This window comes from Nonomuraea sp. NPDC049400 (assembly GCF_044466425.1).
Classification (GTDB): domain Bacteria; phylum Actinomycetota; class Actinomycetes; order Streptosporangiales; family Streptosporangiaceae; genus Nonomuraea.
In genome coordinates this window covers 95,604-118,251 of record NZ_JBITMP010000030.1, presented here as the reverse complement: position 1 = coordinate 118,251, position 22,648 = coordinate 95,604, and the positions used below count along the sequence as shown (strand labels likewise).

Here is a 22,648-nt window from a genome sequence, read left to right as displayed (position 1 = left end):
AGATGCACAAACGGGATCCAGGGAAGGGGTGATCGCAGGATGGACGGCGGGGCAGGGCGAAAGTCACAATCGTGACTGGTGCCGCGGCGACGGGAGGCTTGGATGCGGTTATGGCCGTCCGAAGGATCGCGCTTGTACCTCCACACGAGACCCGGTCGCGTCGACAAACCCAACGAGGACTACGTGGCCGCCGCCAGCGGGACCTCTGTCCGAGCGGTCCTCCTGGACGGCGCAGGGGGACCTGCCGAACTGCCTACCGGCTGCCGGCACGGCACCGCCTGGTATGTGAACCAGCTCGGCGACCGCCTGATCCTGCGCATGAGCGACCCCGGCGTGGCGCTCACGGAGGTCTTGGCGGCGGCCATCAAGGCCGTGGCGGAACTGCATGACCGCTCGTGCGACCTCACCCACCCCGGTACGCCGGCGAGCACCGTCGTCATGGCCCGGCGCGCCGAGGACAAGGTCGAGTATTTGGTGCTCGGCGACTCCACGTTCGTCGCCGACGTCGGCGGCGAGATCGTCACCGTCTCAGATCGGCGAATCGACGCAGTCGGCGTGGACCTGTGGAAGGCCATGGCCGCCCTGCCCACCGGCACACCCGGGCACCAGGCGGCGCGCATCCGGTTCGTGGAGCACCTGCGTCGCATGCGGAACCGGCGCGGCGGCTACCCGACCGCCGCCGGCGCGCCGGCGGCCGCACACGAAGCGCTGACCGGCGACTTCCCGGCCGAGCAGGTGCGGCGCATCGCTTTGCTGAGCGACGGTGCCACGCGGTTCGTCGAGTTCGGGCTGGGCGAGTTCGCCGACGCACTCGACATCCTCGGGTCGCAGGCACCCGAGCGGCTGTTCGACCGGGTACGCGCGGCGGAGGCGAGCGATCCGGACGGCGAGCGGTGGCCGCGGGCGAAGAGGACGGATGACATCGCGGCCGTCTACCTCCCCGGTTCCAAGCCGGGGAGCAGTCAACGCACGGGGACGCCGAGCTCGCGGCCGCGGTAGAAGCCTTCCCGCTCCTCAAGGACGTAGGGGGCCATGACCTCACGTCGGTGTGCCTCGCCCTCGGAGGTCCGCCAGGAGTCGCACGCCTCCTTCGAGTCCCAGAACGACACCCCGGTGATCTCCTGTCCGTCCTCGGACCAGTACGCGTAGGCCTGGCGCAGCCCCTCCGGATACGGATCGGGGCGCCATGCCCTTTCGAATTGCTCCAACGCGCCCGGCTTGATGCGGCGGACCGTCACCCAGACGAAGTGCTCCCTCATCGCAGCCTCCTCTGCAACACAGATGCGGCTTGGTTGCGCTTCTCTCCATTCACCATAGGTCCGTGGCGCAGGACCCCCCTCCCCGGGGGTCAATGTCTCCACGCCCTCCTCGTGGTCAAGACCGGAGGGTCCTTTCTCGGTTTTTGGAAGTCAAATGGCAGGCGGCTGGCTTACTCTGCGGTCGACAATCCGATTCTTTGCAGAGGACGGCTCATGGTGGAGTTTGTCGAGGCGCATATAACCATCGAAGGGCACAAGAAAGCCTCCCAGCTGGCGTACAGCCTGCTGCACGCCGAGCTCGCCGCCTCGATCGACATCGCCGAGGTGACCAGGCTCGTCCGCGGAGAGTCGGGGATCGAACAGGCGAGTGCCTGGCAACTGGCGGTCAAGGTGCCGGAGCCGCGGTTGGCGGCGATCGTCGAGCATATTCGCAAGCATCACACCGACGAGGCAATCCCTATCTTGACATTTCCCGTTTTGGGGGAATGCCGGGATTAGTCTCAAGGGTCAGAAGAGGGTCAACGGGTCTATCGGCTGGGGCTCGGGCAGGGGAGCCAGCTCCGGCAGGCGGGTGCGTACGGCCTCGTGGAAGGCGCGGGCCAGCCGCGGCGCGTCGGCGTTGTCGGGCGTGTGGAGGAAGAACGTGGGGGAACGGCCCTCCCTCAGCCACTCCGTGACCGTGCCCAGCCACGCCTGCCAGCCCTCGACCGTACGGGACTCCGCGTCCCGCCCCAGATAGCGGACGATCGGGTGGGCCGTGAGGGCGCGCATGCGGCGCGGGACGCGGGGTTTCTTGGTCCACGCGTCGCGTTCGGCGTCGCTCGTCGGCGGGCTCTGGAAGAGGGCCGTCGTGTCGAACGGGACCCACTCGGCGTCCACGGCCGCCAGGACGCGTTCCAGGAGCCGTTCCGACCGCTCGTCCTCGAAGAACGCGCGGTGGCGGACCTCGACGGCGTACCTGTACGAGCGGGGGAGCCGGCGGAGGAAGGCGGCCAGGACGCCGGCGTCGCCCGGCGCGAACGAGCCGGGAAGCTGCACCCACAGGGCGTGGGCTCTGGGTCCTAACGGCTCGATCGCGTCCAGGAAGGAGTGAAGGTCCTCGTTGATTTCGGTGAGGCGGCGTTCGTGCGTGATGACCTTGGGGAGTTTGACGACGAAGCGGAAGTCAGGGGTGGTCTGGCGGGCCCAGGAGTCGACCGTGCTCCTTGTCGGGGTCGCGTAGAAGGTCGTGTTGCCTTCCACGGCGTCGCACCAGGTCGCGTACGAGCGCAGGCGCTCGCCCGGAGGGAGCTGCTCGGGCAGGAAACGACCTGGCCAGCGCGCGTGAGTCCACATCGCGCATCCCACATGAAGCCGCATGGCTCGACGGTATCGGAGATCCGCCGAGACGCCGTCGCGGCCTTGGCCGAAGGTTGTCATACGAGTGATGGCTTCGTATGATGACTGACAACATCCATACCGCCGACCGCTTGGACCGCCATGGCCGCCGACCGCATCCGCCACGTCTCACTCTCCTCCGTCACGCTTCCGCTGGACGTCCCCATCAGCGACGCCAAGGTCCTCACCGGACGGCAGAAGCCGATGACCGAGATCGCCTTCCTCTTCGCCGAGATCTCGACGGAGCAGGGCCATCAGGGCACCGGCTTCAGCTACTCCAAGAGGGCGGGCGGGCCGGCGCAGTACGCCCATGCCAAGGAGGTCGGGGAGAATCTCCTCGGCCAGGATCCCTCCGACATCGGCAAGGTGTACGACGTGCTGCTGTGGGCGGGCGCGTCGGTCGGCCGTTCCGGCGTGGCCACGCAGGCGCTGGCCGCCATCGACATCGCGCTGTGGGACCTGAAGGCGAAGCGTGCCGGGTTGCCGCTGGCGAAGCTGCTGGGGGCCTACCGCGACTCGGTGCGGACGTACAACACCTCAGGTGGCTTCCTGCACGCGCCGATCGAAGAGGTCAAGGCGCGGGCGAGCCGGTCGCTCGCGGACGGCATCGGCGGGATCAAGATCAAGGTGGGGCAGCCGGACACGAGGGAGGATCTGCGGCGGCTGGCGGCGGTCCGGGAGCATATCGGGGACGATGTGCCGTTGATGGTGGATGCCAATCAGCAGTGGGATCGTGCGACGGCGTTGCGGTTCGGGCGGGCGGTGGAGGAGTTCGGGCTCGTGTGGATCGAGGAGCCGTTGGACGCCTATGACGCCGAGGGGCATGCGCAGCTGGCCGCCGCCCTCGACACGCCGATCGCCACCGGCGAGATGCTCTCCAGCGTCGCCGAGCACGTCCGCCTCATCGAGGCGCGCGCCGCCGACATCATCCAGCCGGACGCCCCGCGCGTCGGCGGGATCACGCCCTTCCTCCGCCTGGCCACCCTGGCCGACCACGCGGGGCTGCAGCTGGCACCCCACTTCGCGATGGAGATCCACCTCCACCTGGCCGCCGCCTACCCGCGCGAGCCCTGGGTCGAGCACTTCGAATGGCTCAACCCCCTGTTCAACGAGCGGCTCGAGACGCGCGACGGCCGCATGCTCGTGCCCGACCGGCCAGGGCTCGGCTTCACGCTCAGCGAGCAGTGCCGCAAGTGGACCGTCGACAGCGTCGAGTTCGGGAAGGCCTGACCCGTGGGCGACCGCGTCGAGTCGGTACGGTTCGGCCACTACGCCGTGCCGCTCGCGTACGCGGTGAGCGACGCCAAGGTCGCCACTGGCCGCCAGCGGCCCCTGTCCCAGATCGACGTTCTGACCTGTGAGGTCGCGACTCGTGACGGCTTGGCGGGGCTCGGGTTCTCCTACACGACCCGGGCGGGCTGCCGGGCACAGTTCGCCCATGCCGAGGAGGTCGGGGAGGATCTCCTCGGCCAGGATCCTTCCGACATCGGCGGGATCTACGACCGGCTGCTGTGGGCGGGCGCGTCGGTCGGTCGTTCCGGCGTGGCCACGCAGGCGCTGGCGGCGGTCGATGTCGCGCTGTGGGATCTGAAGGCGAATCGCGCGGGGTTGCCGCTGGCGAAGCTGCTGGGGGCCCACCGCGACTCCGTGCGGACGTACAACACGTCCGGGGGTTATCTCCAGGCGCCGATCGAGGAGATCAAAGAGAAGTCGGAACGGTCTCTCCGGGACGGCATCGGCGGGATCAAGATCAAGGTGGGGCAGCCGGACACGAGGGAGGATCTGCGGCGGCTGGCGGCGGTCCGGGAGCATATCGGGGACGATGTGCCGTTGATGGTGGATGCCAATCAGCAGTGGGATCGTGCGACGGCGTTGCGGTTCGGGCGGGCGGTGGAGGAGTTCGGGCTCGTGTGGATCGAGGAGCCGTTGGACGCCTATGACGCCGAGGGGCATGCGCAGCTGGCAGCCGCCCTCGACACGCCGATCGCCACCGGCGAGATGCTCTCCAGCGTGCCCGACCTCGTGCGCCTCATCGACCTGCGCGCCGCCGATTATCTCCAGCCCGACGTGCCGCGGGTGGGTGGCATCACGCCCTACCTCAAGGTCGTCGCGCTGGCCGATCACGCCCACCTGCAGGTCGCGCCGCACTTCGTGATGGAGATCCACGTCCACCTGGCCGCCGCCTACCCGCGCGAGTCCTGGGTGGAGCACATCGAGTGGCTCTCGCCGCTGTTCGACGAGCGGCTCGAGCTCGAGGGCGGGCGCATGCGGGTGCCCGACCGCCCGGGTCTCGGCCTCAGCCTGGCCGAGGAGGCCGCAGGGTGGCGGCTCGGCGAGGTCGAGTTCCGAGCCTCAGCCCCGGCAACGCGGCCACGGGGTGGTGGCTCGGCGAGGTCGAGTTCCGAGTCGTCGCCAGGTAGGTTGTGAGCCGTGTCGCCAGATCAGAGGCTCGATCGCGACAGCGGGCGCGGGCTCGCGCATGAGCTCGTCGAACGGCTCAAGGCGCGCATCCTCGCCGGCGAGATCCAGCCCGGCCAGAAGCTGCCGACCGAGTCCTCGCTGGTCGAGGAGTTCGGCGTGAGCCGCACGGTGGTCCGCGAGGCCATCTCGCGGCTCCAGGCGGCGGGCCTCGTCGAGACCTTCCAGGGCCGCGGCTCGTTCGTGCTGGCAGTGCCCGCCTCCACGACCTTCTCCGTGGAGGCGTCGCAGATCCGGACGCACCGCGACGTGCTCGACATGATCGACTTCCGGATCGGTGTCGAGTCGGAGTCGGCGGGGCTGGCCGCGGAGCGCCGTACCGACCTGCAGCTCAAGGCCATCGAACGGGCCCTGGTCGACCTCGGGCGCTCCGGCGAGCAACCGAGCAGCGCCGTCGAGGCCGACTTCCAGTTCCACCTCAAGATCGCGCTCGCCTCGGGCAACCGGTTCTACTCCGACCTGCTGGCGTCGTTCGGGCCGATGGTGATCATGCTGCCGCGCACGCGGCTGGAGCACGCGTACACGGTGTCGGACGCCACGCACCTCACCCGGGTGACGCTGGAGCACGAGAACATCTACCGCGCCATCGCCGACCAGGACGCGGCGGCGGCACGGGCCGCGATGCGGCTCCACCTGTCCAACTCCCGGGCCCGTCTCCAAGCCCCCTGACCACGCCGGCCGCTCGAGCGCTCCCCGTGCGGGCCTGGCGTGGGCGGGCTACCAGCGGGACTTGTTGGGGGTGAAGTCCGGGACCACCGTGCGCATGTAGGCCGTGTCCTCGCGCCCGCGCTGCCCGCACCGTACGTACTGCTCGTGCAGCACCCCCAGCGCGTCCTCGTCCAGCTCCACCCCGAGGCCGGGGCCGGTCGGCACGGCCACGCTGCCGTCGCGGAACTCCAGCACCCCCGGCTTGACGACCTCTTCGCTCTTCCACGGGTAGTGCGTGTCGCAGGCGTAGGTGAGGTTGGGGGTGGCGGCCGCGAGGTGGGTCATCGCGGCGAGGCTGACGCCGAGGTGGGAGTTCGAGTGCATCGACAGCCCCATGCCGAACGTCTCGCAGATGCCGCCAAGCAGCGCCGAGCGCCGCAGCCCGCCCCAGAGGTGGTGGTCGGACAGGACGACCTGTACGGCGTCCGCGGCCACGGCGGGCTTCAGGTGCTCGAACGCGATGACGCACATGTTGGTGGCGAGGGGGATGTCGGTGTGCCGGGCGACCTCCGACATGCCGTCGATGCCGGGCGTCGGGTCCTCGAGGTACTCCAGGACGCCGGCCAGCCGCTGCGCCACCTTGATGGAGGTGTCCACGGTCCAGGCGCCGTTGGGGTCGATGCGCAGCGCGTGGCCGGGGAAGGCGGCGGCCAGCGCCTCGACGGTCTCGACCTCGTGCGCGGGCTCGAAGACGCCGCCCTTGAGCTTGATGGCGGTGAAGCCGTAGTCGGCCACCATCCGCCGGGCCTGGGCCACCATCTGCTCGGGCGTGACGCCCCGCCCCCAGGAGTCCTCGTCCTGGCCGGGGTGACCCGCCCACTTGTAGAAGAGGTAGGCGGAGAACGGCACCCGGTCGCGTACGGCGCCGCCGAGCAGGTCGCTGACCGGGCGGCCGAGCGTCCTGCCCTGCAGGTCGAGCAGCGCCACCTCGAAGGGCGCGGCCACGGTGTCGACGGCGCTGGAGACCTCCAGCATGCCGCCGAAGCTCGCGCCCGCGCCGCCGGTGGACGCGCCGAGCGTCTCCTCGACGACGCGCCGGAGCCCGTGGGCGTCGAACACGTCAAGGCCCGGCAGGGCGGCGGCGACGGCGCCGAGGCGGTCGAGGTGTGCCTGGTCGGCGTAGGTCTCGCCCAGCCCCACCAGCCCCGAGTCGGTGTGCGCCTGGACGATGGCGCGCAGCACGAACGGCTGGTGCACGCCGACGACGTTGAGCAGGGGCGGGTCGTGGAAGGCGACCGGGGTGACGGTGACCCGGCTGATCCGCCCGCCGCTGCGCGCGTTCACCGCGCCGGAAAGCACGCTCACTGGGCCGCCTTGACCGTGAGGACCGGGACGCTGGCCTCCATGAGGATGCGCTGCGCCTCACTGCCGAGGATGAACTTGCCCACCAGCGACCGATGCCGCAGCCCGATGATGATGAGCGTGCCGCCGGTCTCCTTGATGAGGTTCTCGAACGTCTCGGGCAGGTCGTCGTCGTGGAGCGGCTGGCGTACCTCCGCGTCCACGCCGGCGGCCCGCGCGCGGGCGAGCAGCGCGGTGGATGCGGCGTCGTCGATCTTGTGCTCGTCCACGGGCGCGCCGCGGCGCGGCGAGTTCACGATGATCACGCGCTCGGAGCGCAGCGCGCCCTCGCGCAGGCCCGCCTCGACCGCGGCCTCTCCCTCGGGCGTGGGCAGGTATCCGACGAGGATCGTCATGGCGTCTTCTCCTCAACTGGAGCGTCAACTGGAGCGGAGGTCTTCCGGCGACGGCGCACGGCTTTGCGGATCAGCGGCAGGAAGGCGACCAGCACGACCAGGGCGAGCACCGTTCCCGAGATGGGGCGGGTGAAGAAGCCGGTCGGGTCGCCGCCGAAGATGAGCAGCGCCTGCCGCGACGAGTTCTCGATCATCGAGCCGAGCACGAACGCCAGCACCAGCGGCCCCGGCTCGAAGCCGAACTTCTTCATCAGGTAGCCGAGCAGGCCGAAGACGATGACCAGGAAGATGTCGTAGACCTGGTTGTTCACGGTGTACGCGCCGAGCAGCGTGATGAGCACCGTGATCGGGGCCAGGATCGCGGGCCGCACGCGCAGGATCTTCACGAAGACGCCGACCATCGGGATGCTCATGATGAGCAGCAGGATGTTGCCGATGTACATCGAGTTGATGACGCCCCAGAACACGTCCGGGTGCTCGGTGACGAGCTGCGGCCCAGGCTGGATGCCCTGGATGAGCAGCGCACCGAACATCAGGGCCATCGTCGCGTTCGCCGGGATGCCGAGGGTCAGCAGCGGGATGAACGACGACGTGGCGGCGGCGTTGTTGGCGGTCTCGGGCGCGGCCACGCCCTCGACGGCGCCCTGGCCGAAGCGCTCCGGCTGCTTGGCGCGCCGCTTCTCGACGGCGTAGGCCGCCAGCGAGGACAGCACCGCGCCGCCGCCGGGCAGGACGCCCAGGACGAAGCCGATGAGCGAGCCGCGGCCGATGGCGCCCTTGGCCTGGCCGAGGTCCTGGCGGGACGGCCACACGTTGCCGACCTTGGCCGGCGCGTGCACCTTGTTGTGCCGTTCCTCCAGGTTGTAGAGGATCTCGCTGAGGCCGAACAGGCCCATGGCGATCGGGATGAAGTCGATGCCCTCGGCCAGGTTCAGGCTGTCGAAGGTGAACCGTTCGGCGCCGGTGAAGGTGTCGCGGCCGACGGTCGCGATGAACAGGCCGACGCAGGCCGCGATGATCGCCTTGAGCTTGTTGCCGTTGCCCACCGAGGAGATCAGCAGCACGCCGAGCACGCCGAGGGCCGCGTACTCGGGCGGGCCGAAGTCGAGCGCGAACCCGGCCACGACCGGGGCCAGCACCGTCAGGCCGATGATCGAGACGGTCCCGCCGACGAAGGAGCCGATGGCGGCGATGCCCAGCGCGGTGCCCGCCTTGCCCTGTCTGGCCAGCGCGAACCCGTCGAAGACGGTCACCACGGAGGACGCCTCGCCGGGGAGGCGGAGCAGGACCGAGGTGATGGTGCCGCCGTACTGGGCGCCGTAGAAGATGCCCGCCAGCATGATGATCGCCGAGACCGGCCCGATGCCGTACGTGATCGGCAGCAGGATGGCGATCGTCGCGCCGGGGCCGAGCCCGGGCAGCACGCCGATGAGCATGCCGATGATGACGCCGATGAGGCAGTAGAGCAGATTGCTCGGCTCCAGGACGACGCCGAAGCCGTTGAGTATGGGGGAGATGTCCATGTGGTTTCTCAGATGAGGCGCGGGAGCGGGACCTGGAGCAGCACGACGAAGAGCAGGTAGAACGCGGCCACGGTCACGACGCTGACCACGATGGAGGAGCGCCACGACTCCTTGCCCAGCCAGCGCAGCCAGACGAACACCAGCAGCAGCGACGGGATCTCGAAGCCGATCAGCGGCAGCAGCACCGCGAGCAGCACGAGCGTCACCACGCCGACCGCGGTGAGCAGGCTCGCCTTGGAGAAGCGCTCGGCGTCCTGGAGCCCGCGGCCGGTGACGACGAGCGTCGCCGACAGCACGACGATGACGACGCTGATGGCGAACGGCCACAGGCCGGGGCCCGGCTGGGTGAGGCGCCCCAGCCCGAGCGCGAGGGAGCCGATCGCCCCGGCGACGCCGACGGCCAGCGCCACCAGGGCCGCGGCCACCTGCGAGACGGGGCCCGCGTGCGGCGGCCGGGTTTCCTCGGCGACCTCTTCGAGAGGGTCGATCATGGACATGCTCGCTCCTTGGAACTCATCCGGCCAGGTTGATGCCGTACTTGCTCAGCTGCTCCTTGTACGTGGCGGTGTCCTTCTGCAGCGAGGTGAGCACCTCCTGCGGGGAGACCTCCATCGGGGTGAGCGAGTTCTCCTCGTTGAACTTCTTGTACTCCGGCGTGGCGAACGTCTTCTTGGCCGCCTCCAGCAGGCGGGCCTTGACGTCCTCGGGCGTGCCCTTGGGCGCGGTCAGGAAGCGGTACTGCGTGACCAGCACGTCGAAGCCCTGCTCCTTGGCCGTCTTGACGTCCGGCAGGTAGGGGATGCGCTTGTCGGAGAAGACCGCGAGCGGGACGAGCTTGCCGGCCTTGATGTTCTCGACGGCCTCGCCGATCTGCATGGTCGAGACGTCGACCTGGTTGCCGAGCAGGGCGGTCAGCGCGGGGGCGCCGCCGTCGAAGGGCACGGCCGTCGCCTCGATGCCGGCCGTCTTGAACGTCAGCGCGGAGGCGAGCTGGGCGCCCGTGCCGACGCCGGTCGTGCCGTAGCGGATCGTCTTGCCGGCCTTCTTCATGTCCTCGATGGACTTGTAGCCGGACTGGGCGTTGGTCGCCATGATGTAGTCGTCACGGGAGACGCCGGTGATGACGTCGAACGACTCGATCTTCGTGGCCTCGGCGGGCGACACCGTGAGCGGCGTGATGGTGAAGAGCGAGGCGTTCTGGATGGCGATCTTGTAACCGTCGGGCTTGGCGGACTGGAGCTCCTTGGCGTTGAGCGCGCCGTTCGCGCCGGGCTTGTTGAGCACCGGTGTGGAGACGCCGAGCTCCTTGCCCATGCCCTGGGCCAGGGCCCGGGTGATGAGGTCGGTCGAGCCGCCGGCGGACGCGCCGACGCTGAACTCGATGTTGCCCGTCGGATATTTCCCGTCACCGCCACCGGAGGACGTCGTCTTGACACCGCCGCACGCGGTCAGCGCGAGCGCCGCGGCGGAGCCGATGACACCCACGAGAAGGCGGCGGGTGGTCGTCCGGGATGTCGGCATGGACTTTCTCCTTCGTACGAGCGGTGTGTATGGAGGTTACGGGGTGGTTTCCGCTCTGTAGTCTCCGGAGACTAGGTACCAGCCTCGATGCCTGTCCAGGCTCATTTCGGTATCAGGTGATACTCTGCGGGCATCATGCTAACACTCGATCAAATCCGGGCATTCGTGGCGGTCGCCGAGGAGCTCCACTTCGGCCGGGCCGCCGATCGACTCCGCATGACGCAGCCGCCGCTCAGCCGCCACATCCAGAAGCTGGAGCGCACGATCGGCGTGACCCTTCTGGAACGTGACAACCGCCGCGTGGTGCTCACCGACGCCGGGCGCGGCTTCCTGGAGGACGCGCGGCGCATGCTCACGCTCGTCGACACCGCGGGCGACCGGGCGCGCCGCATCGCGAAGGGCGCCGCGGGCACGGTACGGCTCGGCTTCACCGCGGTCTCGGCCATCAGCATGCTCGGCGGGCTCCTGCGCCGCCTCGCGGAGGAGTTGCCGGAGATCGACGTCATCCTCCATGAACGGGTGACCGCCGGGCAGGTCGACGGCATCCTGCGCGGCGAGCTCGACATGGGCCTCGCCCGCCCGCCCTTCGACATCGCCGCGCTCCACTCCCGGCTCGTCTTCCGCGAGCCGCTGTGCGCCGTGGTCCCCGTCGGCCATCCGCTCGCCGGCCTCGACCGGCCGCTCGCCCCCGACGACTTCGACGGCCTGCCGGTCATCAGCTACAACCCCGTGCAGTCGCGTTACTTCCACGAGCTGACCGTCCGGTTCCTCACCAACGCCCACCCCAGGATCGAGCAGCAGGTGCATCAGATCCTCACCGCCGCCCTCCTCGTGGCGGCCGGACGCGGCGTGGCGCTGGTGCCCGCCAGCGCGCGGTCGCTCGGCATCGAGGGCATCGCCTTCTGCGATCTGATCCGGGGCGGCGGCGACCCGCTGGACGGCGGCCAGGGAAGGAACGTCCCTGGAAGAAGCGGCAACGCCGGCGAGCCGGTCGAGCTGCACGTCATCTGGAACCACGCCTCGACCAATCCCGCCATGTGGCGCGTGCTCGAGCTGCTCCGGAGCCCGGGCCATGACGATGCCCTGTCGGTATCGTCGGATACAGAATCGCACTTGGACAGGAATCCACCCTCCTCCTAGCCTGACGGCGTCAGCCTTACCGGCGGTGCGGGGGGATCCCACGGCCGCGTGCAAACCAGAGGACGTTCATGCCGAATTTCTCGCCGCAGGAGCTCGCCGCCCAGCTCAAGGGCGGCCTGCTGTCGTTCCCCGTCACGCACTTCACCGAGGACCTGCAGTTCGACGAGGCGGGCTACCGTGACCACCTGTCCTGGCTGAGCACGTACCCGGTGGCCGGTCTGTTCGCCGCGGGGGGCACCGGCGAGGGCTTCTCGCTGACCGCCGCCGAGATCGACCGGGTGGTGCGGGTGGCGGTGGACGAGGTGAACGGCAGGGTCCCGGTCGTGGCCCCGGCCACGGGCGGCACCGCGAGCGCCGTCGCGCAGGCCCAGGCCGCCGAGGCCGCGGGGGCCGACGGGCTGCTGCTCATGCCCCCGTACCTCACGGAGGCCGGGCAGGACGGTCTGGTCGAGCACGTCTCCGCGGTCTGCCGCGCCACGAACCTCGGCGTCATCGTCTACAGCCGGGCCAACGCGATCCTGAACGACCGCTCCGTCAGCGCCCTGGCCGACCGGAACGACAACCTCGTCGGGTTCAAGGACGGCGTCGGCAACATCGAGAACCTCACGCGCATCTACGCCACCGTCGGCGACCGCCTGGCCTACATCGGCGGCCTGCCCACGGCCGAGACGTTCGCGCTGCCGCTGCTCCAGCTCGGCATGAGCACGTACTCCTCGGCGATCTTCAACTTCGTGCCGCAGTACGCGCTCGACTTCTACGCCGACGTCCGGGCCCAGAACCGGGAGGCCGTCTACCGGCGGATCAAGGAGTTCCTGGTCCCGTACCTGGACATCCGCGACCGCCAGAAGGGGTACGCCGTGTCGATCATCAAGGCGGGCCTGGCCGCCGTGGGACGTCCGGCTGGACCGGTGCGCCCGCCGCTGCAGAACCTCACCGACGGCGAGCTCGCCGAACTGACCGCCCTCATCAACAAGATCAGCTAGGTCATGACTCCCACCATCCAGCGCGTCGAGGTCGTCCCGGTGGCCGGGTACGACAGCATGCTGCTCAACCTCAGCGGCGCCCACGGACCCTTCTTCACCCGCAACGTCGTCATCACCACCGACTCCGACGGACGCGCCGGCCTCGGCGAGGTGCCCGGTGGCGAGGCGATCCGCCGGACGATCTCGGAGGCGGCCGAGCTGCTGATCGGGCAGCCCGTGGCGCGCTACCGCAGCCTGCTGCGGTCGGTGGCGGCGCGGTTCGCCGACCGGGACGCCGGCGGGCGCGGCGCCCAGACCTTCGACCTGCGCACCACCGTCCACGCGGTCACCGGCCTCGAGTCGACCCTGCTGGACCTGCACGGCCAGCACCTCGGCCTGCCCGTGGCCGAGCTGCTGGGCGAGGGCCGCCAGCGGGACCGGGTGCCGATGCTGGGCTACCTCTTCTACGTCGGCGACCCGGGGAAGACCGATCTGCCCTACCTGGTGGACGACGCGGGCGACGACCGCTGGTCCCGGCTGCGGCGCAAGGAGGCGCTCACCCCCGACGCGGTGGTCGCGCTGGCCGAGGCGGCGCAGGAGCGCTACGGCTTCGCCGACTTCAAGCTCAAGGGCGGGGTCCTGGCCGGGGAGGAGGAGGTCGAGGCGGTCAGGGCGCTGGCCCGCCGCTTCCCGGACGCGCGCGTCACCCTCGACCCCAACGGCGGCTGGCTGCTCGCCGACGCGGTCCGGCTGTGCCGCGGGCTGGGCGGCGTCCTGGCCTACGCCGAGGACCCGTGCGGCGCCGAGGGCCGCTTCTCGAGCCGGGAGACCATGGCCGAGTTCAGGCGGGCCACCGGCCTGCCCACCGCGACGAACATGATCGCCACGGACTGGCGCGAGATGGCCCACGCCGTACGCGCGAACGCGGTGGACATCCCGCTCGCGGACCCGCACTTCTGGACCATGGCCGGCTCGGTCCGCGTCGCCCAGCTCTGCCACGACTTCGGGCTGACCTGGGGGTCGCACTCCAACAACCACTTCGACATCTCGCTGGCCATGTTCACGCACGTCGGAGCGGCCGCCCCCGGGGAGATCACGGCGCTGGACACGCACTGGATCTGGCAGGACGGGCAGGCGCTCACGACCCGGCCGTTCCAGATCACGGACGGCGCGATCGACGTGCCCACCGCTCCCGGGCTCGGCGTCGAGCTCGACCGCGCGGCGCTGGCCGAGGCCCACGAGCTCTACCTCCGCCACGGGCTGGGCGCCCGCGACGACGCCGTGGCCATGCAGTACCTGGTGAAGGGCTGGACGTTCGACCCGAAACGCCCCTGCCTCGTCCGCTGACCTCGGCCCGCCGGGCGGCGGGCACTTCGCCTAGTGTTGGCCTATGGGCATGGTCGGGACGGTCGGGCTGGTGCTGCACCCTCAGCGCGATTCCAAGAAAGCGATAGACACCATCCTGCGCTGGGCCGGTGAGAAGGGCGTCACCGTGCTCGGCCTGCCCGAGGAGGTGGGCCGCATCGACTGCACCGCCGTGCCCGTCGACGCCAAGGCCCTCGTCGAGCGGGCCGATCTGCTGGTCGGGCTCGGGGGCGACGGGACGATGCTGCGGACCATGCGGCTGCTGGCCGGGCGGCCCACGCCCATCCTGGGGGTCAACCTCGGCAAGCTCGGGTTCCTGGCCGAGATCGACGTGGACGAGCTGGCCGGCACGTTGTCGGCCATCGACAACCATCGGTACACGATCGAGTCGCGCATGGCGATCAGGAGCCGCATCAACGGCACGGACGTGACCGCCTTCAACGACATCGCGCTCGTCCGGATCCCGGGCGAGGGGCTGGCGGCGGTGTCCGTCACCCCCGCCGGCAGCGACTTCGTGCGCTTCGCCGCCGACGCGGTGATCGTGGCCACGTCCACCGGCTCGACCGCCTACAGCTTCTCCGCCGGCGGGCCCATCGTGTCGCCCCGGGTCGAGGCGGTGCTGGTGGTGCCGGCCGCCGCGCACTCGGCGTTCAACCGGGCGCTGGTGCTGCCCGCCGACGAGGACGTGACGCTGGAGGTGCTGTCCACCAGCGGGCGGCTGGCGGTGGAGGTCGACGGGGCCGTGGTGGGGCATCTGTGCCCCGGTGACACGATCACGGTGGCCGCGTGGCCGGGAGCGGCGAAGGTCGTCCGGCTGGGCACCACGTTCTACGAGCGGGCCCGGCGCAAGCTGCGGGTGGACGGCAGCATCGAGGCGTACTGACCGGCACCTATGTGCGGGCGCGGCGACGGTGACGGGCCGGACGCTCCGCGGGTTTGAAGAGGTCTTCCTGGGCGTCGCGCGGCGTGAAGAAGCCGTCGTGCGAGTCCTCGGCAGGCTCGGCGGGCTCCTCCGGGTGGTGGCGGGAGGCCGTCAGGGCCGCCAGCGCCGTGGTGATCGGGACGGCGGCGATGAGGCCCAGCGTGCCGACGATGCTGCGGACGATCTCCTGGGCGATGACCGGCGTCGTCAGCACGTCGCCCAAGGGCTCCTGGCCGATGCTGAACAGCAGCAGCAGCGGCAGTGACGCCCCGGCGTACGCCAGGATGATCGTGTTGATCACTGACGCGATGTGCGCCCGGCCGATGCGGCCGGCCGCCCGGTAGAGGCGGGCGAAGCCGTACGACGGGTTGGCGTGGGCCAGCTCGGCCACCGTCACCGCCTGCGTGACCGTGACGTCGTCGAGCACGCCCAGCGCGCCGATGATGATGCTCGCCAGCAGCAGACCCTGCGTGTCGATCTTCAGGCTCATGTCGAGCGCGAGCGCGCTGTCGTCGGTGATGCCGTTGAGCCGGGCGAACCCCAGCGCCCCGTACGACAGCACGCCCGTGAGCGTCAGGCTGGCCAGCGTGCCCAGCACGGCCATGGAGGTGGGCAGCGAGAAGCCGTGCGTCAGGTAGAGCACGGTCAGCATGATCGCCGACGCCCCCACGATGGCCACCAGCAGCGGCGGCTCGCCCTCCAGGATGCCGGGGATGACGAACGTCAGCAGCAGCACGAACGTGATCACCAGCCCGGCCAGCGCCGTCACCCCGCGCCAGCGGCCGAAGGCGATGACCGCCAGCGCGAACGCCGCCCCGAACACCCACAGCGGCGTCGTCCGGTCGTGGTCGGAGATCTGGTACTTCCCGTCCGCGTCGCGCAGCAGGATCACGTCGTCGTCCGCGGCGAAGCGCTGCGCGCCCGGCCCGCTGGGCAGCCGGAGCGTGACGACCTCGCCGCCGTCGACCCGGACGACCGCGTTCCCGCAGGTGGCGGGGTCCGGCTGGGGCGCGCCATCCGGGGCTGGGGAGCACTGTTTGAGCTGGACGCCGGTGACCGTCCCCGTGACGCGCTGCACGCTGGACTGCGCGGCGCCGCTGTCCGCCCTGCCGTCCGGCCAGAGCCACACCAGGGCCGCCAGCGTGATGACCGCCAGCGGCACCAGCACGGCCAGGCCGGCCATCACCGTCCGCCGCGAGGTGGGGGGATGCGCGTGACCGGCGCCCATCGAAGTCTCCCGTTAAGTCAACGTCCTGCTCGGGGGACGACAGTACTGCACGGCGCCCGGCTGGGTAGGCGTAAGGCATGTCGTGGCTGGTGGGCACCTCGGGGTGGCAGTACAGGCACTGGCGCGGGGTGCTCTATCCGGAAGGCGTGCCGCAGCGGCTCTGGCTGGAGAGGTACGCCGAGGAGTTCCCGACGGTCGAGAGCAACAACGCGTTCTACCGGCTGCCGAGCCCCGAGACGTTCGCGGCATGGCGGGACCGCACGCCCGGCGGGTTCGTGATGGCGGTCAAGGCCAGCAGGTTCCTCACCCACATCAAGCGGCTGGCCGACCCCGAGGAGCCGGTGGAGCGGCTGATGAGCCGCGCGGCGGAGCTGAAGGACAAGCTCGGGCCCGTCCTGCTGCAGCTTCCACCGACGCTGAAGGCCGACCCGGGCAGGCTCGACAGGTGCCTGCGCTGCTTCCCCGCGGGCGTGCGGGTGGCCGTGGAGCCGCGGCACGAGTCCTGGTGGACGGAGGAGATCCGCGAGATACTCGGCGCGCACGAGGCCGCCCTGTGCTGGGCGGACCGGCTGGGCAAGCCGCAGAACCCGCTGTGGCGCACCGCCGAGTGGGGCTACGTGCGCCTGCACGAGGGTCCGGCTCGCTGGGCGTACGGCGACACCGCGCTGAAGACCTGGGCGAAACGCGTGCACGAGGCGGGCTGGCGGGACGTGTACGTCTATTTCAACAATGATCCTGAAGGAGCGGCTGTGCGTAACGCGAGAAGGTTTGCCAGACTCGGCTAATGCACACGCGGCTATACAGGAACGGCGTCCTCGAGAAGGAAGGGTTCCCCGTCGAGGATGTCTCCGACTACGTGGGCGACCCGGACAACGCGATCTGGTTCGACCTGTGCAGCCCCTCGCCCGCCGACCTCACCGTGATCGGTGAGGAACTGGGGCTGCACGAGCTGGCGCTCGAGGACGTGCTTTCCGACCATCAGCGGCCGAAGGTCGATATTTACGACAACCATTTGTTCATCACGGTCTACGGCGTGCACTTCGACGCGGACCGGCTCGACCCCGTCGAGGTGAACGTCTTCGTCACCAGGAACGCCCTGGTCACCGTGCGCGAGAGCAGCCACTTCGACATCGGCGAGGTGGTCAGGCGCTGGGACGCCGCCTCCCGCCTGGCCGGCCATGGCGTGTCGTTCCTGCTGCACGGCCTGCTCGACTACGTGGTGGACAGCCAGTTCGACCTGGTGCAGGAGCTCGACGCGCAGTCGGAGGCGCTGGAGGAGTCGCTGTTCGAGGAAGAGGGGGTGCCGGACGGCAGGGCGCTGCAGCGCAAGATGTACGAGCTGCGGAAGAACACCACCCGGCTGCGCAAGATCTCGATGCCGATGCGCGAGGTGGTCGGCACCCTGCTCCGCCGCGACCAGGAGCTCGTCGGCGACCCCGTGATGGCCCCGTACTACGAGGACGTCCACGACCACGTGCTGCGCGTGGCCGAATGGGTCGAGTCGATCCGCGACATGCTGGCCAACATCCGCGAGACCCGCCTGTCCCAGCAGGGCTTCCGGCTGAACGAGATCATGAAGCGGCTCACGGGCTGGGCCGCGATCATCGCCGTGCCCACCGCGATCAGCGGCTTCTACGGGCAGAACGTCCCCTATCCGGGCGAGGGCCAGTCGTGGGGCTTCTGGACGTCCTCCATCCTGACGGCCGTCATGTCCGTGGGGCTGTACATGGCCTTCAAGAAGAGGGACTGGCTATGAGGCGGTAAGGCGGGGGCAGGGTTCGCCGCGCACGGCCAGCCGCGGCTCCACGGCCAGCCGGACCTCCGCCGCCCCTGAGGCGGGATAGAGGGGCAGGCAGCGGCCGCCCGACACCAGGGTCCTGCGGCCGATCGGGGTGGTGAGCAGGGACAGCTCCTCGTACGTGGCGGGCGCGGCGAGGCGCAGCACCCACGTGCCGTCCGAGGCGCGAGTACGCGTCCCGTCGAGCGCGTAGTAGTCCAGGACGCTCTCGTTGGCCGACACCACCGCCCGCATGGTGAAACGACGCCCCTCCACGGTGAACACCTCCGCGGAGGGCGCCCGGTAGATCGAATGCACGTACCGGATGGAGAAGGCGCCCGAGACGACGGGCAGGCCGTTCACGGTGAGGCGCCCGGCGCCGGCGCCGGCGCAGAGCGCCGCCACCGCCGCGAGCGCCACCAGCAGCTTCGTCAGGCCTTTTCCTTGTAGTAGCGGGCCGCACCGGGGTGCAGCTCGACCGGCGCGACCTGCTGACCCAGCTTGACGTCGAGCTTCTTGGCCTCCGGGTGCACGGCCGACAGCTCGGCCTTCTTCTCGAACAGGGTCCTGGTGATGTCGTAGGCGAGCTGGTCGCTCATCTTGTCGGGCACCAGCAGCACGTTGGCGATGCCGACGGTCTTGACCGTGCCGGACAGCTTGTAGACGGACATGTCGATGTCGAGCCCGACGTACTGCGGGCCGTACGTGGACTGCATCTTCGCCAGCACGTCGCTGGTGTCGATCAGCTTCATGTCCGGCTTGCTCGTGGCCAGGTCGGTGATGCCCGCCGTGGGCAGGCCGCCGACCCAGAAGAACGCGTCGATCGTGCCGTCCTTGGCGGCCTGGACCGACTCGTTGATCGACAGCTGCTGCTTGGTGATGTCGCTGTCCGGGTTGATCCCGGCCGCCTGCAGGACCCGCCTGGCCACGACCTGGGTGCCGGAGTTGGCCGGACCGAGCGAGACGCGCTTGCCCTTCAGATCGGCCACCTTGGTCGCGCTGACGCCGGGCGCGACCACGAGCTGCGTGTAGTTGTCGTAGATGCGGGCGATGGCCTTGACGGGCTGCTTCGCGGTGAAGGTGTCCTTGCCGTTGACCGCGTCGGCGGCGGTGTCGGACTGGGAGAAGCCGATGTCGGCCTTGCCGGAGGCCAGCAGCTTGATGTTCTCGACGGAGGCCGACGTGACCGACGCGGTGGCCTGGGTGTTGGCGATGTTGGCCGACAGCTGCTTGGCCAGGCCGCCGCCGTACACGTAGTAGACGCCCGTCGTGCCGCCCGTGGCGATCGACAGCCGGTTGCCCGAGCCGCCCGCGCCACCCCCGCCGCAGCCCGCCGCGGTCAGGACGGTCGCGGCGACTATCGCAAAGATCCGCTTCACGCTGAGTCCCTTCTCCTTCTTCTGACGAGGTGCACGGCCGCGGCCACGGCCAGGACGGCCAGTCCCGCGACGATGGGGACAGGCTCGAGGAACAGCAGCAGCACCGCGGCCACCGCCGCGAGCGCCCGCTCCGGCCACCCGGCCAGGCCGCCGGTGGCCATGGCGAGGGCCGCCACGGCGACCGCCGAGACGGCCGTCATCAGCAGCACGGTGCCGATCGGCCCCTGGCCGAGCAGCGCCTGCCCGTTGGGCGTCAGCACGAAGGCGAACGGCACCAGGAAGGCCGGCAGCGTGTAACGCCAGGTCATCATCATCGTCTTGTACGTGTTGCCGCCGGTGATCGCGGCCGCCGCGACCGCGGACAGCGCCGTCGGCGGGCTCACCTCCGACAGCACCGCGTAGTAGAAGACGAACATGTACGCCTCGGCCTGCGTCACGCCGAGCGTGGTGAGTGCCGGGCCGATGATCACCGCGGCGATGATGAAGCTCGCGGTGACCGGCACGGCGAGGCCCAGCAGCATGACCGCGATCGCGGACATGAGCGTGGTCAGGATGAGGTTGCCCGCGGCGATGTCCACGATGATCGCGCTGAGGTTCAGCCCGAGGCCGGTCTGCGTGATGACGCCGACGATGATGCCCGCCGCCGCGCAGACCGCGGTCACCGGCAGCACTTCGAGGGTGCCCTTGGCCAGCGCCTGCCCGATCCGCTTGGGCCCCATCCGGTGCCGCGGATCGAGGAACGACAGCGCGAACGCGATCGCGGTGGCGATCACCACGGACTGGAACGCCGACCTGTCCAGCGCCATCAGCACGATGATGAGGATGAGCGAGCTGAAGTGGTAGCCGAAGCGCAGCAGCAGGCGGCCCGCCTTGGGCGCGTCCACCTCCACGGCGTGGGTGCCGAAGCGGCGCGAGTCGATCTCGATCGCCAGGAAGATGCCCAGGTAGTAGAGGATCGTGGGGATCGTCGCGTACAGGAGCACCTCGAGGTAGCTGACCCGGAGATACTCGGCAATGATGAACGCGGCCGCGCCCAGCGTGGGCGGCGACAGGATGGCGCCGATGCCGCCGGCGGCGAGGATGCCGCCCGCGGGCTCCTTCGGGTAGCCGGCCCGCCGCAGCACCGGCCAGGCGACGCTGCCGAGGCTGACCGTGGTGGCCACGCCCGAGCCGGACACGGTGCCGAGCAGGAAGCCGGCCGTGGTGACGGTACGGCCCGGCGCGGCGCGGGACTTGCGGAAGGCGGCGAAGCTGAGGTCGATGAAGAACCGGCTCGCGCCCGAATAGTCGAGCACGGCGCCATAGATGGTGAACAGGATGATGTAACTGGCGGCCACCTGCATGGGGACGCCGAAGAAGCCCTCGGTGCCGGTGTAGAGCTGCGAGACGATCTGGCTGAGGTCGAACCCTCGGTGGCCGATCGTCCAATCAATCGGCAAATATGAGCCGTAATAGGCATAAATCAGGAAAATTATGCAGATGATGGTCAGGGACCAGCCGACGGTGCGCCGTACCGCCTCCAGGAGCAGCACCGTCAGCGCCAGACCCGCCACGATGTCGAGGCCCGTCAGCGCGGCGCCGGAGCCCCGGTCGCGGAACGCGTCGATGTCGAGCAGGGGATGGACCAGCACGGCCAGCGCGGCGGCGGCCAGCAGCCAGTCGGCCGCGGTCGGCCGCTGCCCCGCGGTGGGCGGGCTCGCGGGACCGCCGCCGGCGCCGCGCCCGAGCAGGCGCGGCAGCAGCGGCGCCACGCCCGACCGGTAGCAGAGGAAGACCAGCGGGAGCGCCACCGCCAGGAACGTCATCCGGTGCTCCAGCGCCTCCACCGGCCAGAACACCACGACCAGCGAGTAGGCCGACAGCAGCCCGCCCACGATCCACACGCCGAGCCGAAGACCTCCGCTGAGCTCCCGCGCCGGGCGTTCCTGTTCGTGAGCGGAAACAAGTTTGGCCTCGCGGTCGCTCAGCTCGGTCAAGACGTCCTCCCCGACACGGCGTTGCAGCGGACTTTACGATCAGGTTCGACGCTGTGGGAAGACTCCGTTACCTTTTCGATTTCCGAGTCCTAGAACAAAGGTCGCGAATCCTCCGCAAGCCGCTCCACGGGCACGTCGCCCGCCTGGCTGCCGTCGCGGAGCCGTACCGACGCCCCGCCGCTCGCCGCCTCGCGCGGCCCCACGACCAGCTGGTACGGCACCAGCCGGTGCGCCCTGATCCTGGCCCCGAGGCTGCCCCGGTCGGCGGGCGCCAGCTCCGCCCGCAGCCCGGCGGCCAGGCAGCGCCGCAGCAGGTCATCGGCGGCGGGCAACTCGGCGTCCGACAGCGGCAGCACCACGGCCTGCACGGGCGCCATCCAGGTGGGGAACGCGCCCCCGTGGACCTCGATGAGGTGCGCGAGCAGGCGCTCGATGCTGCCGACGACGCTGCGGTGCACCATGACGGGGCGCTCGCCCCCGACGTAGCGCAGGTCGAAGCGCTCCGGCTGGAAGAAGTCCACCTGGACGGTCGACAGGCTGCTCTCGCGGCCCGCCGGGTCCACGATCTGGACGTCGATCTTGGGGCCGTAGAAGGCGCCCTCGCCGCGTTCCTCGTCGAAGTCGCGGCCGCGCTCCTTCAGCACCTCGCGCAGGACCGCCTCGGAGCGCGCCCACAGGCCCGGGTCGTCCACGAACTTGCCGCCGTCGCCGCGCAGCGACAGCCGGTAGCGCGCCGCCCGGATGCCGAGCCGGGCGTGCGCGGCCTCGACCAGGTCGAGCGCCGCCGCCACCTCGGCGGCGGCCTGCTCGGGCGCGCAGAACACGTGGCCGTCGTTGAGCTGGATGGCCCGCACCCTGGTCAGGCCGCCCAGGACGCCGGACAGCTCGGAGCGGTACTGCCCGCCCAGCTCGGCCAGGCGCAGCGGCAGCTCGCGGTGGCTGCGCCGGCGCGAGCGGTAGATGAGCGCGTGGTGCGGGCACAGGCTGGGGCGCAGTACGAACTCCTCTCCGCCCACGTTCATGGGCGGGAACATGTCCTCGGCGTAGTGCGCCCAGTGGCCGGATCTCTCGTACAGCTCGCGTTTGCCGAGCACGGGGGAGTTGACGTGCTGATAGCCGTTGCGGCGTTCGAGCTCGTGGACGTAGTCCTCGATGGCCTTGCGCATGGCGGCGCCGGCGGGGAGGTAGTACGGGAGGCCCGAGCCGATCAGCGGGTCGGTGTCGAAGATGCCCAGCTCGCGGCCGAGCCTGCGGTGGTCGTTCATGATCGTCCTTTGCGTGGAAAGGGCGAACGACCAGCTCCCGGGCGTCCGCCCGGGAAGCATGGATTCAGCGC

At 70.2% G+C, this 22,648-nt stretch carries 23 protein-coding genes; 11 read left to right on the top strand and 12 right to left on the bottom strand.

The genetic code is table 11. The annotated features are described in order from the left end of the window. The first annotated feature begins 132 nt into the window (after positions 1-132). Positions 133-999: a protein phosphatase 2C domain-containing protein gene (locus ACIBVN_RS37455; RefSeq protein ID WP_397144762.1), complete on the top strand. Its 867-nt coding sequence runs from the start codon at positions 133-135 to the stop codon at positions 997-999. On the opposite strand, the gene ACIBVN_RS37450 is transcribed toward ACIBVN_RS37455, so the two are convergent. Then, positions 963-1,259 carry a hypothetical protein gene (locus ACIBVN_RS37450; RefSeq protein ID WP_397144760.1) on the bottom strand — a complete coding sequence of 99 codons (297 nt, stop codon included), beginning with the start codon at positions 1,257-1,259 and terminating at the stop codon, positions 963-965. The two genes, ACIBVN_RS37455 and ACIBVN_RS37450, sit on opposite strands and share 37 nt — an antisense overlap. A gap of 213 nt (positions 1,260-1,472) precedes the next feature. On the opposite strand from ACIBVN_RS37450, the gene cutA reads away from it, so the two are divergent. After that, complete coding sequence (cutA, locus tag ACIBVN_RS37445; RefSeq protein ID WP_349450368.1) at positions 1,473-1,757, top strand: divalent cation tolerance protein CutA; 285 nt, start codon at positions 1,473-1,475, stop codon at positions 1,755-1,757. 9 nt (positions 1,758-1,766) lie between these two features. On the opposite strand, the gene ACIBVN_RS37440 is transcribed toward cutA, so the two are convergent. Further along, the gene (locus ACIBVN_RS37440) at positions 1,767-2,618 is read right to left on the bottom strand and encodes a DUF72 domain-containing protein (RefSeq protein ID WP_397144757.1); all 852 of its coding nucleotides are present in this window, start codon (positions 2,616-2,618) and stop codon (positions 1,767-1,769) included. 120 nt (positions 2,619-2,738) lie between these two features. On the opposite strand from ACIBVN_RS37440, the gene ACIBVN_RS37435 reads away from it, so the two are divergent. The 3 genes from ACIBVN_RS37435 to ACIBVN_RS37425 are packed head-to-tail and all read left to right on the top strand — an operon-like array spanning position 2,739 to position 5,783. Continuing rightward, positions 2,739-3,866, top strand: a complete 1,128-nt coding sequence (locus ACIBVN_RS37435) for a mandelate racemase/muconate lactonizing enzyme family protein (protein ID WP_397144755.1) — start codon at positions 2,739-2,741, stop codon at positions 3,864-3,866. Between the two features lie 3 nt (positions 3,867-3,869). Then, positions 3,870-5,063 (top strand): mandelate racemase/muconate lactonizing enzyme family protein, encoded by a 1,194-nt coding sequence (locus ACIBVN_RS37430; protein ID WP_397144753.1) that lies wholly within the window; start codon positions 3,870-3,872, stop codon positions 5,061-5,063. A 3-nt stretch (positions 5,064-5,066) separates the two neighbouring features. Beyond that, positions 5,067-5,783: a FadR/GntR family transcriptional regulator gene (locus ACIBVN_RS37425; protein WP_397144750.1), complete on the top strand. Its 717-nt coding sequence runs from the start codon at positions 5,067-5,069 to the stop codon at positions 5,781-5,783. A 48-nt stretch (positions 5,784-5,831) separates the two neighbouring features. Here the strand turns inward: ACIBVN_RS37425 and ACIBVN_RS37420 are convergent, their stop codons facing one another. Genes ACIBVN_RS37420 through ACIBVN_RS37400 form a run of 5 tightly spaced genes read right to left on the bottom strand, consistent with a single transcriptional unit; the run spans position 5,832 to position 10,563 of the window. Then, a complete protein-coding gene (locus tag ACIBVN_RS37420; protein ID WP_397144748.1) occupies positions 5,832-7,127 on the bottom strand; it encodes a glucarate dehydratase family protein in 1,296 nt (431 codons plus the stop codon). Next, positions 7,124-7,519, bottom strand: coding sequence for a universal stress protein (locus tag ACIBVN_RS37415; protein ID WP_397144746.1), 396 nt, complete (start codon positions 7,517-7,519; stop codon positions 7,124-7,126). The genes ACIBVN_RS37420 and ACIBVN_RS37415 overlap by 4 nt, the downstream gene beginning before the upstream one ends. Then, positions 7,516-9,042 carry a tripartite tricarboxylate transporter permease gene (locus ACIBVN_RS37410; protein ID WP_397144744.1) on the bottom strand — a complete coding sequence of 509 codons (1,527 nt, stop codon included), beginning with the start codon at positions 9,040-9,042 and terminating at the stop codon, positions 7,516-7,518. The genes ACIBVN_RS37415 and ACIBVN_RS37410 overlap by 4 nt, the downstream gene beginning before the upstream one ends. 8 nt (positions 9,043-9,050) lie before the next feature. After that, positions 9,051-9,539: a tripartite tricarboxylate transporter TctB family protein gene (locus ACIBVN_RS37405; RefSeq protein ID WP_397144742.1), complete on the bottom strand. Its 489-nt coding sequence runs from the start codon at positions 9,537-9,539 to the stop codon at positions 9,051-9,053. Between the two features lie 16 nt (positions 9,540-9,555). After that, positions 9,556-10,563, bottom strand: coding sequence for a Bug family tripartite tricarboxylate transporter substrate binding protein (locus ACIBVN_RS37400; protein WP_397144740.1), 1,008 nt, complete (start codon positions 10,561-10,563; stop codon positions 9,556-9,558). Between the two features lie 135 nt (positions 10,564-10,698). Here ACIBVN_RS37400 and ACIBVN_RS37395 point away from each other — a divergent pair, with 135 nt between their 5' ends. From ACIBVN_RS37395 to ACIBVN_RS37380, 4 genes are all read left to right on the top strand, one after another. Continuing rightward, positions 10,699-11,703: a LysR substrate-binding domain-containing protein gene (locus ACIBVN_RS37395; RefSeq protein WP_397144738.1), complete on the top strand. Its 1,005-nt coding sequence runs from the start codon at positions 10,699-10,701 to the stop codon at positions 11,701-11,703. A gap of 68 nt (positions 11,704-11,771) precedes the next feature. Then, positions 11,772-12,686, top strand: coding sequence for a 5-dehydro-4-deoxyglucarate dehydratase (gene kdgD, locus ACIBVN_RS37390; protein WP_397144736.1), 915 nt, complete (start codon positions 11,772-11,774; stop codon positions 12,684-12,686). Positions 12,687-12,689: 3 nt separating this feature from the next. Then, positions 12,690-14,012 (top strand): enolase C-terminal domain-like protein, encoded by a 1,323-nt coding sequence (locus ACIBVN_RS37385; protein WP_397144734.1) that lies wholly within the window; start codon positions 12,690-12,692, stop codon positions 14,010-14,012. 43 nt (positions 14,013-14,055) lie between these two features. Next, positions 14,056-14,913, top strand: coding sequence for an NAD(+)/NADH kinase (locus ACIBVN_RS37380; protein ID WP_349450355.1), 858 nt, complete (start codon positions 14,056-14,058; stop codon positions 14,911-14,913). A gap of 7 nt (positions 14,914-14,920) precedes the next feature. Here the strand turns inward: ACIBVN_RS37380 and ACIBVN_RS37375 are convergent, their stop codons facing one another. Beyond that, positions 14,921-16,180 carry a YibE/F family protein gene (locus ACIBVN_RS37375; protein ID WP_397144732.1) on the bottom strand — a complete coding sequence of 420 codons (1,260 nt, stop codon included), beginning with the start codon at positions 16,178-16,180 and terminating at the stop codon, positions 14,921-14,923. Between the two features lie 77 nt (positions 16,181-16,257). Here ACIBVN_RS37375 and ACIBVN_RS37370 point away from each other — a divergent pair, with 77 nt between their 5' ends. Next, positions 16,258-16,965: a DUF72 domain-containing protein gene (locus tag ACIBVN_RS37370; RefSeq protein ID WP_397144730.1), complete on the top strand. Its 708-nt coding sequence runs from the start codon at positions 16,258-16,260 to the stop codon at positions 16,963-16,965. Beyond that, on the top strand, positions 16,965-17,936 hold the full coding sequence (locus ACIBVN_RS37365; protein ID WP_397144728.1) for a magnesium transporter CorA family protein: 972 nt from the start codon (positions 16,965-16,967) through the stop codon (positions 17,934-17,936). Before ACIBVN_RS37370 ends, ACIBVN_RS37365 begins: the two co-directional genes overlap by 1 nt. On the opposite strand, the gene ACIBVN_RS37360 is transcribed toward ACIBVN_RS37365, so the two are convergent. The 4 genes from ACIBVN_RS37360 to thrS all read right to left on the bottom strand — a co-directional run bounded on the left by ACIBVN_RS37360 (position 17,931) and on the right by thrS (position 22,637). Beyond that, positions 17,931-18,377, bottom strand: coding sequence for a DUF1850 domain-containing protein (locus ACIBVN_RS37360; RefSeq protein ID WP_397144727.1), 447 nt, complete (start codon positions 18,375-18,377; stop codon positions 17,931-17,933). The genes ACIBVN_RS37365 and ACIBVN_RS37360 overlap by 6 nt on opposite strands. An 11-nt stretch (positions 18,378-18,388) precedes the next feature. After that, entirely contained in the window at positions 18,389-19,336 is a 948-nt protein-coding gene (locus ACIBVN_RS37355) for a TAXI family TRAP transporter solute-binding subunit (RefSeq protein WP_397144725.1), read from the bottom strand. Then, positions 19,333-21,312, bottom strand: coding sequence for a TRAP transporter permease (locus ACIBVN_RS37350; protein WP_397144723.1), 1,980 nt, complete (start codon positions 21,310-21,312; stop codon positions 19,333-19,335). The genes ACIBVN_RS37355 and ACIBVN_RS37350 overlap by 4 nt, the downstream gene beginning before the upstream one ends. Before the next feature lie 89 nt (positions 21,313-21,401). Then, entirely contained in the window at positions 21,402-22,637 is a 1,236-nt protein-coding gene (gene thrS / locus ACIBVN_RS37345; RefSeq protein ID WP_397144721.1) for a threonine--tRNA ligase, read from the bottom strand. Between the last annotated feature and the right edge of the window lie 11 nt (positions 22,638-22,648).

Bases quoted from the DNA above. Each gene is read 5' to 3' on its own strand.
- ACIBVN_RS37450 (WP_397144760.1), bottom strand. From the start codon at position 1,259: ATGAGGGAGCACTTCGTCTGGGTGACGGTCCGCCGCATCAAGCCGGGC.
- cutA (WP_349450368.1), top strand. From the start codon at position 1,473: ATGGTGGAGTTTGTCGAGGCGCATATAACCATCGAAGGGCACAAGAAA.
- ACIBVN_RS37440 (WP_397144757.1), bottom strand. From the start codon at position 2,618: ATGCGGCTTCATGTGGGATGCGCGATGTGGACTCACGCGCGCTGGCCA.
- ACIBVN_RS37435 (WP_397144755.1), top strand. From the start codon at position 2,739: ATGGCCGCCGACCGCATCCGCCACGTCTCACTCTCCTCCGTCACGCTT.
- ACIBVN_RS37415 (WP_397144746.1), bottom strand. From the start codon at position 7,519: ATGACGATCCTCGTCGGATACCTGCCCACGCCCGAGGGAGAGGCCGCG.
- ACIBVN_RS37410 (WP_397144744.1), bottom strand. From the start codon at position 9,042: ATGGACATCTCCCCCATACTCAACGGCTTCGGCGTCGTCCTGGAGCCG.
- ACIBVN_RS37405 (WP_397144742.1), bottom strand. From the start codon at position 9,539: ATGTCCATGATCGACCCTCTCGAAGAGGTCGCCGAGGAAACCCGGCCG.
- ACIBVN_RS37400 (WP_397144740.1), bottom strand. From the start codon at position 10,563: ATGCCGACATCCCGGACGACCACCCGCCGCCTTCTCGTGGGTGTCATC.
- ACIBVN_RS37395 (WP_397144738.1), top strand. From the start codon at position 10,699: ATGCTAACACTCGATCAAATCCGGGCATTCGTGGCGGTCGCCGAGGAG.
- kdgD (WP_397144736.1), top strand. From the start codon at position 11,772: ATGCCGAATTTCTCGCCGCAGGAGCTCGCCGCCCAGCTCAAGGGCGGC.
- ACIBVN_RS37385 (WP_397144734.1), top strand. From the start codon at position 12,690: ATGACTCCCACCATCCAGCGCGTCGAGGTCGTCCCGGTGGCCGGGTAC.
- ACIBVN_RS37380 (WP_349450355.1), top strand. From the start codon at position 14,056: ATGGGCATGGTCGGGACGGTCGGGCTGGTGCTGCACCCTCAGCGCGAT.
- ACIBVN_RS37375 (WP_397144732.1), bottom strand. From the start codon at position 16,180: ATGGGCGCCGGTCACGCGCATCCCCCCACCTCGCGGCGGACGGTGATG.
- ACIBVN_RS37370 (WP_397144730.1), top strand. From the start codon at position 16,258: ATGTCGTGGCTGGTGGGCACCTCGGGGTGGCAGTACAGGCACTGGCGC.
- ACIBVN_RS37365 (WP_397144728.1), top strand. From the start codon at position 16,965: ATGCACACGCGGCTATACAGGAACGGCGTCCTCGAGAAGGAAGGGTTC.
- thrS (WP_397144721.1), bottom strand. From the start codon at position 22,637: ATGCTTCCCGGGCGGACGCCCGGGAGCTGGTCGTTCGCCCTTTCCACG.